The following is an 11466-nucleotide window of genomic DNA, read 5'->3' on the forward strand; positions in this document are numbered from 1 at the left end:
GTTCCTATTTTTGAGATTGGCCCCACGAGGCGAATCTGACGATATCTATATAAAAAATTGAGGAGCACATCGATGCGCGTCATTCTGCTGGGAGCTCCCGGGGCCGGTAAAGGTACTCAGGCAAAGTTCATCACCGAAAAATTCGGCATTCCGCAAATCTCCACTGGCGACATGCTGCGTGCAGCGGTCAAGGCCGGCACCGAGCTGGGCCTGATTGCCAAGAGCGTCATGGACAGCGGCGGTCTGGTTTCCGATGACCTGATCATTAATCTGGTCAAGGAACGCATCAGTCAGGCTGATTGCGCCAACGGTTTCCTGTTCGACGGTTTCCCGCGCACCATCCCTCAGGCTGAAGCGCTGGTGAAAGCTGGTGTGGAGCTGGATCACGTGGTTGAAATCGCCGTCGATGACGAAGAGATCGTTCAGCGTATCGCCGGTCGTCGTGTTCACGAGGCCAGCGGTCGCGTGTACCACACCGTCTACAACCCGCCGAAAATTGCCGGTAAAGACGACATCACCGGTGAAGCACTGGTGCAGCGCAAGGACGACACCGAAGAAACCGTTCGTCATCGCCTGTCGGTCTACCACTCCCAGACCAAGCCACTGGTAGCCTTCTACCAGAATCTGGCCGCTGATCAGGGCAAGCCGAAGTACAGCCACATCGCTGGCGTCGGCTCGGTTGAATCGATCACCGGCAAGGTGCTTGAAGCGCTTAGCTGAAAAGACTGATCTGCTTCATCTTCTACGGCCCGCTTGCGGGCCGTAGTTGTTTATACTGGCGCACTTTTTCTGACCTCTCTTACGGAAACATCGATGAGCACCTTGCTGGCCCTGGACACCGCGACTGAAGCTTGCTCCGTTGCCTTGCTGCATGACGGCAAGGTTACGAGCCATTACGAGGTGATCCCGCGCCTGCATGCGCAGAAGCTGTTGCCGATGATTCAGCAATTGCTCGCCGACGCCGGCATCACCTTGCAAGCGGTCGATGCCATCGCGTTCGGCCGTGGGCCGGGTGCTTTTACCGGTGTGCGCATCGCCATCGGTGTGGTGCAGGGACTGGCGTTTGCCCTGGAGCGTCCGGTGTTGCCGGTGTCGAACCTGGCGGTGCTGGCTCAGCGCGCCTACCGCGAGCACGGCGTCAGTCAGGTCGCCGCCGCCATCGATGCGCGGATGGATGAGGTGTATTGGGGCTGCTACCGCGAAACGGCGGGGGAGATGCGACTGGTCGGCCATGAAGCGGTGTTGCCACCGGAAGTGGCTACGCTGCCGGCCGACGCCAGTGGCGAATGGTTCGGCGCGGGCACCGGTTGGGGATATGCCGAGCGAATCGCCGTCAGCCTCGCCGGGCAGGATGCGGGCATGTTGCCTCACGCTGAGGATCTGTTGACCCTGGCGTGTTTCGCCTGGGCGCGGGGTGAAGCGATCGTGGCTGATGAGGCTCAGCCGGTGTACTTGCGCGATAAAGTCGCCACCCCCAAAGCGCGTTAATCCTTAATACCGAGTTGTCCCTATCGCGGGCTTGCCCGCGATGGCGGACTGCGCAACGCAGCCAATCGTCGTTTTATATCCCCAGCTTTTAAACCTTTTTGTATTTCTGTGTTCTAGTTATCACTCGGCGGTTTGCGAAGTGGATGATGCGCCACTAAACTGCCATCACTGATACCGAGCATGCACGTATGCGTATAGACGGCCTTTCCTCTCAGTCCTACCCCATCAAGCGCAAGCCTCGCAAAGGCCCTGTGACGGATGACGACTACGTCGATATCGAGGGCGAGCTGGAAATACCCTCCGAAGAGCAACTGGCCGCCCGCGCCGCCAAAGCCTCTGCGCAACGCTTGAGTAATCTCCCCGCCCGTCAACAAGACATGCTTTATCACCGTGCCATGAGCAACAGTGTCGCGAAGGCCTTGGCCAGCTACCTGAGCACCGCCGGTTTTGTCGATTGGGATTCGGATGTGCTGGGCCTCGACCTGTACATCTGATGGTGCTGCCTTACTACCTCGGTTGCCCGTCCTGGAGTGAAAACGCCTGGCGCGAGTACCTGTATCCGCAAGACGCCAAACCCGCCGAATTTCTGAGTCTCTATTCCCAGGTGTTTAACGCCGTGGAAGGCAATACGACCTTCTACGCGAGCCCGTCTGCCGCCACTGTGCAGCGCTGGGCCGAGATCATGCCCGCACACTTTCGCTTCACTGCCAAGTTCCCTGGTGACATCAGTCACAGCGGTGACCTGCGCGAACAACTGACCGCCGCCGAGACCTTCCTGCAATTGCTCAGCCCTCTGGGTGAGCGCGTTTCGCCGTTGTGGCTGCAGTTATCGAAAAGCTTCACGCCACACCGTTTGCCCGAGCTGGCCGGATTTATTGATGCCCTGCAACGACCGCTCGCAGTGGAAGTGCGTCATGACGAGTTCTTCGCCAAGGGCGACAGCGAGCGGGTGCTCAATCGTCTGCTTCTGGATCGTGGTGTCGAGCGCATCTGCCTCGATCCCCGGGCGCTGTTTAGCTGCACGACGACCGATCCTTCAGTACTCCACGCCCAATCGAAAAAGCCCAGGGTCCCACCTCGTCCAGCGGCGTTTACCCAATTCCCGCAGGTGCGCTTCATCGGCCATCCGCAGCTTGAGGCCAACGATCCGTTCCTGGTGCCGTGGGTTGAGAAAATCGCCCTGTGGATCGAAGAAGGCCGCACGCCCTACATCTTCCTGCACACCGCCGACAACTTGCTGGCCGCGAAGCTCGCGCAACGTTTTCACGCACAACTGATGCTGCGTTTGCCTGGCTTGCCGCCGCTGCCTGAGCTATACAGAGAGCCCGCTGCCGAGCAACTTGGCCTGCTCTGAGGCGGATTTTTCCTCTTTTCAGGAGCCTGCCAATGGATGCGCAAACCCTTCGAGCCCAGGCGTTCAAAGCGCTGCATGAACGCGACGGCGCCTTTGTCATTCCCAACCCCTGGGACGCAGGCTCGGCGAAAATGCTCGCCAGCCTGGGTTTTGAAGCGCTGGCCACCACCAGTGCCGGTTATGCCTTTTCACGGGGGCGTCCCGATGGCGGACTGACGCTGGACGAGACCCTGGCGAACGTTCAGGCGATTGTCGCGGCCACGGATCTGCCGGTGGCGGTCGATCTGGAAAACGGTTTTGCTGACGATCCCACTGCGTGCGCACAGAGCATTTTGCGGGTAGCGGCGGTCGGTGCCGTCGGTGGCTCGATCGAAGATGCGACAGGGCGCGAAGACGCTCCGATCTACTGCCTCGAACATGCGGTAGCCCGCATCGAAGCCGCCGTCGCTGCGGCTCGCAGTTTGCCTTTCCCGTTCACGTTGACGGCCCGGGCCGAGAACTTTCTGCATGGCAATCCCGATCTGGCCGATACGATCCGCCGTTTGCAGGCGTTCGCCGAGGCCGGTGCAGATGTGCTGTACGCGCCGGGTCTGCGCAGCGCTGAAGACGTATTGGCGGTGGTGCGCGCGGTGGCGCCCAAACCGGTCAATATCTTGATGTCCGGCGGGCTCAAGCTGACGGTCGAGCAACTGAGTGAGATGGGCGTCAAACGGATCAGCGTCGGGTCGGCCCTGGCACTGGCTGCGTATGGCGAGTTTTTCCGCGCTGCCGAAGAGATCAAGACGTCGGGCACGTTCGGCTTCACATCGAGATCCATGCCGTACGCCCGGGCCAATCAATTGTTCAAAGGCTGCTGATGCGGTTTCGGTGGTGGCTGCTGTTGATGCTGTTGATCATGGGGGCGGCGGCCGTGAGCGTCTGGCGCGGCTGGATCTCGGTGCCACCACAGTGGAATCCTTGGGCGCCGCTGGACGTGAAGGCCGCGCCCAATTTTCTGACCCGCTACAAACTGATGCGTTTGCGCGATGATCCGCAGTTGTGCGATCAAGCCCTCGGCAGCTCCGGGCTACGCGTGGCTCACTTGGCCGACAGCCCTGACGCGAAGTGTCCGCTGACCAACACCCTGCGCGTGCAGGGCGGCGAGGTGGCCCTGAGCAGCAGCTTTGTTGCCAGCTGCCGCCTGGCGGTGTCATTTGCCCTGTTCGAGCACCATGCCCTGCAACCCGCGGCGCAGGCGGTTTATGGTCAGGCGGTGGCGCGCGTCGATCATCTCGGCAGTTTTGCCTGTCGCAATGTCTACGGCCGCGAGAACGGCAGACTCAGCCAGCATGCCACCGCCAATGCTTTGGATATCGCCGGATTCCGCTTGGCTGATGGGCGATCCATCAACGTGCTCAAGGATTGGCCCAAGGATAATCAGGACGCACGGTTTTTACGTCAGGTCCGTGATAACGCCTGCGACATGTTCAGTGTGGTTTTGAGCCCGGATTACAACGCCGCGCATCGCAATCATTTTCACGTGGATGTCGGGTCGTGGTGGGTGTGTCGCTGAAGGCCTGTTATTGAAAGTCAGGCGGCGATGCGCAGGTTTTGCAGGACGATCGGGCGAGCCCAGCCGTTATCGAAATCGAGTTGTTTCTGTTGCGCCACCAGCTCTTCGGGCGAGAACGGCGGGAACGGCTTGTCCAGCAGATGGAGTTCGAATTCGGCAATCGGCAGATACAACGGGCGCGGTTGTGGCGCCGGGCCGGCTTCTGGCATTGGCTGACCTGCGGCCAGTACGATCGGACGAACCCAGCTGCTGTCGAAATCCTGTTGTTTCTGTTGAGCGACAATTTCTTGTGCCGGGAAGGGTGGGAAAGGCTTGTCGGCCAGGTCCATTTCAAACTCGGCAATTGGCAGGAACAGAGGCTCGGGCGGGCGAACTTCGTTGTCCTTCACATCACATTCGCGCTGGGAAACGATGTGTGCGTACAGATCGCTGCCCACCGTTGGCTCGATCGCGCTGTCGAGATCGACCGGCGGAAAATCGAGAGAAGCCGGCACGACATCGCCCGACTGATCGGCCAGGGCCTGGGCAAAAAAATCCTGCCACAGGTGACTGACGCCGCTCAGTGCTTGGGAGTTTCGCAGGCCGAAATCGCCGTAGGGCGAGATGAAGCCTATGAATGTGGGTTGAATGTCTGACATTTCTCTCGGTCGACGCTCAGCTCTGGCAAAATGCTCGATAGTTTTGTTATCGGCCGTTTTTGCCGATCATTAATTTTTTGAGCGTGTTTTCCCATGATTGAGCAACCTGCGGCCTGCCGCATCCATGTCGAAGCCTTGGCCACGACCTTTCAGCCACAGGCCGAACAATGGGCCGAGCGCCTGGGTTTGCCTATGCAGGTGGATGACGGCGAGTTTGCCTTGCAGGTGGGCGACCAGGGTTTGCAGTTGCAACAACTGGGGCCAGATGCGCCGGGGCCGGTGCGGGTGGACTTTGTCGAAGGTGGTGCGGCGCATCGCCGGTTGTTCGGTGGCGGCACGGGTCAGATGATCGCCAAGGCGGTTGGTATTGCGCAGGGCGTGCGTCCGCGTGTTCTGGATGCCACGGCGGGGCTGGGCAAGGATGCGTTCGTGCTGGCCAGCCTGGGCTGCGAGATGAGCCTGATCGAGCGTCAACCGTTGATCGGTGCCTTGCTTGAAGATGGCCTGGCACGCGGCGCAGAAGACTTTGACGTGGCGCCGATCGTGGCTCGGATGCGTTTGCTCAAGGGAAATTCGATCGAAGTGATGCGCAATTGGGAAGGCGAGCCGCCGCAGGTGATCTATCTCGATCCGATGTTTCCCCATCGTGAGAAAACGGCCCTGGTTAAGAAGGAAATGCGCCTGTTCCGGCCGCTGGTAGGCGATGATCCGGATGCACCGGCATTGCTCGAAGCGGCGTTGGCGTTGGCCAGTCACCGGGTGGTGGTCAAGCGTCCGCGCAAGGCGCCGTGTATTGCGGGGCCGAAGCCGAGTCATGCGCTGGACGGCAAATCCAGCCGGTATGACATTTATCCGAAGAAAGCGCTCAAGCCTTGATCCAGCACTGATCGTTCCCACGCTCTGCGTGGGAACGATCATCGCTAAGGCCGATAAGCCCGCATAAACAACCCCACCACTTCCTGCACATGGCTTTCCGCCGCGTCGCCAGTCAGCGGTTCGCCACAGCCATACAGCAACCGAAAATTCCCCGCACCCTTGAGCAGGCAGAAGAAATGCTCGGCCGCATGGCGCGGCTTGTCGATGCTCAACGCGCCGCTCTGATCAACCTTGGTCAGCAACCGCTCCATGCCATGCAGCATGCGCTCAGGCCCGGCCTCGAAGAAGATCAGCGAGAGTTTCGGGTCCTGGCTGCCCAGCGTCATCATCAGCCGGTGCAGGTTCACCGATTCGTCGCTATTGATCAGTTGGTGAAAGCCGCGTGCGATGTTCAGCAGCACCGTTTCCACCCTGACGCCGTCCGGCAACTCGAAAAACAGCGTCGGCAACTGCTCTTCGCACTTGGCCATCACGGCGGCGGAGAACAGCGTCTCCTTGTCGTTGAAATGGCTGTAGACCGTCAACTTCGACACACCGGCCTCGGCGGCCACGGCGTCCATGCTGGTGTTGGCATAACCATTACTCAGAAACAGAATTTTCGCCGCATCCAGGATGGCCTGGCGCTTGGCCAGATCCTTGGGGCGGCCCGGACCGTTAGGTGCTGATGGACTGTTTGGCATTATTCGCTTTTATTACTGGACTGGTGAGTTTGCTATTAATAACATACCCGCCAGTATAATTATTCCAAGCACCATTAGCGAAAGGTCCTTCACCATGTTCCGCTATGCCTTGCCCCTCGCGGTGCCAGTCAGTCTGGCGTTTTTATTGTCTGCGTGCGGTCACGAAGAGGCGCCTCAAGTCGTTGTCCGCCCGGCCATGGTGGTTCAGCCAGAGCCTTCGGCCCAGGCGATGGAAAGCTTCCCCGGTGAAGTTCGTGCGCGCTATGAGCCGGACCTGGCGTTTCGCATTGGCGGTAAAGTCAGCCGACGACTGGTCGAAGAGGGGCAGCGGGTCAAGGCCGATCAACCTCTGGCGGAGCTCGATCCTCAGGACGTGCGTCTGCAACTGGAAGCCACCCGCGCCCAGGTCGCCGCTGCCGAAGCCAACCTGAGCCTGGTGCGCGCTGAACGCGATCGCTACAAGACCCTGATGGACCGTCAGATGGTTAGCAAGTCTGCGTACGACAATTCTGAAAACCTTTACCGATCCGGTGAAGCACGCCTGAAGCAAATCAAAGCCGAATTCAACGTCTCGACCAATCAGGCGAGCTACGCCGTGTTGCGCGCGCCTCAAGACGGTGTGGTGGCCAAGCGTGCGGTGGAAGTCGGTCAAGTGGTGTCCGCGGGACAAACCGTGTTTACCCTCGCCACCGATGGTGAGCGCGAAGTGTTGATCAGCCTGCCGGAGCAGAGTTTTGGCCGATTCAAGGTCGGCCAGCCGGTATCGGTAGAACTGTGGACCCAACCCGATCAGCGTTTCGCCGGGCGCATCCGTGAACTGTCGCCCGCGGCCGATCCAAAATCGCGCACCTTCGCCGCCCGCATCGCATTCACCGCCGGTAAAGTCCCCGCTGAACTCGGCCAGAGCGCCCGGGTGTTCATCCAGACGGCCGAAGTGGTGTCGCTGTCGGTACCGCTTTCCGCACTGACCGCGGAAAACGGCGCGACTTATGTCTGGGTCGTCAGCGCCAACAACACTTTGAAGAAGATTCCCGTGCGCATCGGCGCATTCGGCGAGAAAACCGTGCCGGTGCTTGAAGGCCTGAACGCCAGCGACTGGGTGGTGGCGGCCGGTGTCCATGTGCTTCTCGAGGGGCAGCAGGTGCGCCCGGTGGATCGCTCCAACCGCGTGGTCAATCTGGCGGACAAGGAGTAATCCCCGATGGGTTTCAATCTTTCCGAATGGGCGCTGCGCAACCGCCAGATCGTACTGTTCCTGATGCTCTTGCTGGCAGTTGTCGGCGCACTGTCCTACACCAAACTCGGCCAAAGCGAAGACCCGCCGTTTACCTTCAAGGCGATGGTCATTCGCACCAACTGGCCGGGGGCCACGGCGCAGGAAGTGTCGCGCCAGGTTACCGAGCGCATTGAAAAGAAATTGATGGAAACCGGCGAGTACGAGCGCATCGTTTCGTTCTCCCGTCCGGGTGAATCCCAGGTGACGTTCATTGCCCGTGATTCCATGCACTCGGTGGAAATCCCGGACCTCTGGTATCAGGTCCGCAAGAAGATCAGCGACATTCGTCATACCCTGCCACCGGGCATCCAGGGGCCATTCTTCAACGATGAGTTCGGCACTACGTTTGGCAATATCTACGCCCTGACCGGCGAAGGTTTTGATTATGCCGTGCTCAAGGACTACGCCGACCGCGTGCAGATTCAGCTGCAACGGGTCAAGGATGTAGGCAAGGTCGACCTGCTCGGCCTGCAGGACGAGAAGATCTGGATCGAACTCTCCAACGTCAAGCTCGCCACCCTCGGCCTGCCTTTGGCGGCGGTACAGCAAGCCCTTGAAGAGCAGAACGCGGTGTCTACCGCCGGGTTCTTCGAAACCACCAGTGAGCGATTGCAGCTACGGGTGTCGGGAAATTTTCAGACGGTCGATGAAATCAAGAACTTCCCGATCCGCGTCGGTGATCGCACGTTCCGCATCTCGGACGTGGCGAACGTTCGTCGCGGTTTCAATGATCCACCGGCGCCGCGCATGCGCTTCATGGCAGAAGATGCCATCGGCCTGGCCGTGGCAATGAAGGACGGCGGCGACATTCTGGTGCTGGGCAAGGCGCTGGAAATCGAGTTCGACCGGATCCAGAAAAACCTCCCGGCCGGCATGCAGCTGCGCAAGGTTTCCGATCAGCCTGCCGCGGTGAAAACCGGTGTCGGCGAGTTCGTCCAGGTATTGGTGGAGGCGCTGGCAATCGTGCTGTTGGTGAGTTTCTTCTCCCTCGGTGTGCGCACCGGCATGGTGGTGGCGCTGGCGATTCCGCTGGTGTTGGCGATGACCTTCGCCTGCATGTATTACCTGGGCATCGGCCTGCACAAGATTTCCCTCGGCGCGTTGGTACTGGCACTGGGGTTGCTGGTGGACGATGCGATCATCGCCGTGGAAATGATGGCGATCAAAATGGAGCAGGGTTTCGACCGGATCAAGGCCGCCAGTTACGCCTGGACCAGCACCGCGTTCCCGATGCTCACCGGCACGTTGATCACTGCCGCCGGCTTCCTGCCGATTGCCACGGCGCAATCGGGCACCGGCGAATATACCCGTTCGATCTTCCAGGTAGTGACCATTGCGCTGCTGGCATCCTGGATTGCGGCGGTGGTGTTTGTGCCGTATCTGGGGGAAAAACTCCTGCCGGACCTGGCGAAGATTCACGCAGCCAAACACGGCACCGGCGATGGCCAACCCGACCCTTACGGTACGCCGTTTTATCAGCGCGTCAGGCGTCTGGTGGAGTGGTGTGTGCGGCGACGCAAGACGGTTATCGTCCTGACCGTCGTGTTGTTTATCGCTTCTGTCGTCCTGTTCCGCTTTGTGCCGCAGCAGTTCTTCCCGGCGTCGGGTCGCCTGGAACTGATGGTCGACCTGAAACTGGCCGAAGGCGCGTCCCTGAGCAACACCAGCGATGAGGTCAAGCGTCTCGAAGGGTTGCTCAAGGATCACGCCGGTATCGACAATTACGTCGCTTATATCGGCACGGGTTCGCCGCGTTTTTACCTACCGCTGGACCAGCAACTTCCGGCGGCGAGCTTCGCTCAGTTTGTAGTCCTGGCCAAGACCATCGAGGAGCGCGAAACCCTGCGTACCTGGCTGATCGAAACCCTCAACGAACAATTCCCGGCCCTGCGTTCGCGAGTCACGCGTCTGGAAAACGGCCCGCCGGTTGGTTATCCGGTGCAGTTCCGGGTAACGGGCGAGCACATCGAGGAAGTCCGCGCGCTGGCCCGCAAAGTTGCGGCCAAGGTTCGCGAGAACCCGCACGTGGTCAACGTCCATCTGGACTGGGAGGAACCGAGCAAAGTCGTTTATCTGAACGTCGATCAGGACCGCGCGCGGGCACTGGGTGTGAGTACGGCGAAGCTGTCGCAGTTCCTGCAAAGCTCGCTGACCGGTTCCAGCGTCAGCCAGTACCGTGAAGACAACGAGTTGATCGAGATTCTGCTGCGCGGCACGTTGCATGAGCGCACAGAGTTGTCGTTGCTGCCGAGTCTGGCGGTGCCGACCGACAACGGTCGCAGCGTCGCGCTGTCGCAGATCGCGACCCTGGAATATGGATTTGAAGAAGGCATCATCTGGCACCGTAACCGCTTGCCCAACGTGACGGTTCGCGCCGACATCTACGGCAAGGAGCAACCGGCGACCCTGGTGCAGCAGATCATGCCGACGCTCGACCCGATCCGCGCCGAACTGCCGGACGGCTACCTGCTGGATGTCGGTGGCACTGTGGAGGACTCGGCTCGCGGGCAGAATTCGGTGAAGGCCGGTGTACCGCTGTTTATCGTGGTGGTGCTGACGTTGCTGATGCTGCAGTTGCGCAGTTTCTCACGCACGGTGATGGTGTTTCTGACGGCACCGCTTGGGTTGATTGGCGTGACGCTGTTCCTGATGGTGTTCCGTCAGCCGTTCGGTTTTGTCGCCATGCTCGGGACCATCGCGCTCTCGGGGATGATCATGCGTAACTCGGTGATTCTGGTGGACCAGATCGAGCAGGACATCGCTGCCGGGCTCAAGCCGTGGCAAGCGATTATCGAGGCGACGGTGCGGCGCTTCCGGCCAATTGTATTGACTGCACTGGCGGCGGTGCTGGCGATGATACCGCTGTCGCGAAGTGTGTTTTTCGGGCCGATGGCGGTGGCGATCATGGGCGGGTTGATCGTGGCGACGGCGTTGACGTTGCTGTTTTTGCCGGCATTGTATGCGGCTTGGTTCAGGGTCAAGAAAGAGGCCGTTTGATCTTTTGATCTTGGCGGCCTTCGGGCCGACCAAGCTCTTGTTGTTGGTGTACATATCCGTTTCTGCGGTAACGGCCACTTAGGGTTTCGCCCTTACGGCGAGTCCCTTTTGTCAAACGCCACAAAAGGAACCAAAAAGTCTCGCCCCAAGCGTCCGGCCCCTCGCTTAGGCTCGGAGTTCCTTCGTTCCGGTATTCATCTGGGGGCATCGCCTCCGGTCGGCTTCGCTTCGACCTCCTCTCGATGTGTTCGACTGCGTCGAACGGCGCTACGCGCCTGCCCCCCAGATGAACACCTCCACTCAGCCTCCCGACGGGGCGGGTGGATCAAGATCACAAGCTGCAGGCGAGCTAACGCTCGGCCTGTTGAGTGGTGAGAAGCAAAAGGCGAACACCGATTCCCTGTGGGAGCGAGCTTGCTCGCGATGGCGATTGTTCATTCAACATTGATGTCGACTGACGCGCCGCCATCGCGAGCAAGCTGAACTGGTCAAGTAAATCCGGACACCGGTTACGGTGCTTATGCCGCTTTTTGCTCCATAGCTATTGGCGACAGGTAGTTGTTGTAGCTGTGGAGTCTGGTGCGGTTGTAGTACATGAAGAAGCG

Annotated in this window: 11 protein-coding genes; 9 read left to right on the top strand and 2 right to left on the bottom strand. The window is 59.9% G+C overall.

Going from position 1 to position 11466, the window contains the following annotated elements; all coding sequences use genetic code 11:
* The first annotated feature begins 72 nt into the window (after window positions 1-72).
* The 6 genes from adk (at window position 73) to FQ185_RS25835 (ending at window position 4394) form a co-directional block, all read left to right on the top strand.
* Complete coding sequence (gene adk, locus FQ185_RS25810) at window positions 73-720, top strand: adenylate kinase (protein WP_149419907.1); 648 nt, start codon at window positions 73-75, stop codon at window positions 718-720.
* A 93-nt stretch (window positions 721-813) separates the two neighbouring features.
* Window positions 814-1488, top strand: coding sequence for a tRNA (adenosine(37)-N6)-threonylcarbamoyltransferase complex dimerization subunit type 1 TsaB (gene tsaB / locus FQ185_RS25815; protein WP_149419908.1), 675 nt, complete (start codon window positions 814-816; stop codon window positions 1486-1488).
* A gap of 188 nt (window positions 1489-1676) precedes the next feature.
* The gene (locus FQ185_RS25820; RefSeq protein ID WP_149419909.1) at window positions 1677-1982 is read left to right on the top strand and encodes a hypothetical protein; all 306 of its coding nucleotides are present in this window, start codon (window positions 1677-1679) and stop codon (window positions 1980-1982) included.
* Window positions 1982-2842 (top strand): DUF72 domain-containing protein, encoded by an 861-nt coding sequence (locus FQ185_RS25825; RefSeq protein WP_149419910.1) that lies wholly within the window; start codon window positions 1982-1984, stop codon window positions 2840-2842. Before FQ185_RS25820 ends, FQ185_RS25825 begins: the two co-directional genes overlap by 1 nt.
* A 32-nt stretch (window positions 2843-2874) precedes the next feature.
* Window positions 2875-3699 carry an oxaloacetate decarboxylase gene (locus tag FQ185_RS25830; protein WP_149419911.1) on the top strand — a complete coding sequence of 275 codons (825 nt, stop codon included), beginning with the start codon at window positions 2875-2877 and terminating at the stop codon, window positions 3697-3699.
* The gene (locus tag FQ185_RS25835; RefSeq protein WP_149419912.1) at window positions 3699-4394 is read left to right on the top strand and encodes an extensin family protein; all 696 of its coding nucleotides are present in this window, start codon (window positions 3699-3701) and stop codon (window positions 4392-4394) included. The genes FQ185_RS25830 and FQ185_RS25835 overlap by 1 nt, the downstream gene beginning before the upstream one ends.
* A gap of 17 nt (window positions 4395-4411) precedes the next feature.
* Here FQ185_RS25835 and FQ185_RS25840 read toward each other — a convergent pair whose 3' ends face one another.
* The gene (locus tag FQ185_RS25840; protein ID WP_149419913.1) at window positions 4412-5032 is read right to left on the bottom strand and encodes an energy transducer TonB; all 621 of its coding nucleotides are present in this window, start codon (window positions 5030-5032) and stop codon (window positions 4412-4414) included.
* 93 nt (window positions 5033-5125) lie between these two features.
* Between FQ185_RS25840 and FQ185_RS25845 the strand changes: the two genes are divergently transcribed.
* Complete coding sequence (locus FQ185_RS25845) at window positions 5126-5908, top strand: class I SAM-dependent methyltransferase (RefSeq protein WP_149419914.1); 783 nt, start codon at window positions 5126-5128, stop codon at window positions 5906-5908.
* A gap of 44 nt (window positions 5909-5952) precedes the next feature.
* On the opposite strand, the gene FQ185_RS25850 is transcribed toward FQ185_RS25845, so the two are convergent.
* A complete protein-coding gene (locus FQ185_RS25850) occupies window positions 5953-6588 on the bottom strand; it encodes a TetR/AcrR family transcriptional regulator (RefSeq protein ID WP_149419915.1) in 636 nt (211 codons plus the stop codon).
* A 94-nt stretch (window positions 6589-6682) separates the two neighbouring features.
* On the opposite strand from FQ185_RS25850, the gene FQ185_RS25855 reads away from it, so the two are divergent.
* Together FQ185_RS25855 and FQ185_RS25860 are read left to right on the top strand one after the other, a co-directional pair.
* On the top strand, window positions 6683-7783 hold the full coding sequence (locus FQ185_RS25855; protein WP_149419916.1) for an efflux RND transporter periplasmic adaptor subunit: 1101 nt from the start codon (window positions 6683-6685) through the stop codon (window positions 7781-7783).
* A gap of 6 nt (window positions 7784-7789) precedes the next feature.
* The gene (locus FQ185_RS25860) at window positions 7790-10861 is read left to right on the top strand and encodes an efflux RND transporter permease subunit (RefSeq protein ID WP_149419917.1); all 3072 of its coding nucleotides are present in this window, start codon (window positions 7790-7792) and stop codon (window positions 10859-10861) included.
* Window positions 10862-11466: the final 605 nt, after the last annotated feature.

Origin of the sequence: Pseudomonas sp. ANT_H12B (genome assembly GCF_008369325.1) — a bacterium.
Lineage (GTDB): Bacteria > Pseudomonadota > Gammaproteobacteria > Pseudomonadales > Pseudomonadaceae > Aquipseudomonas.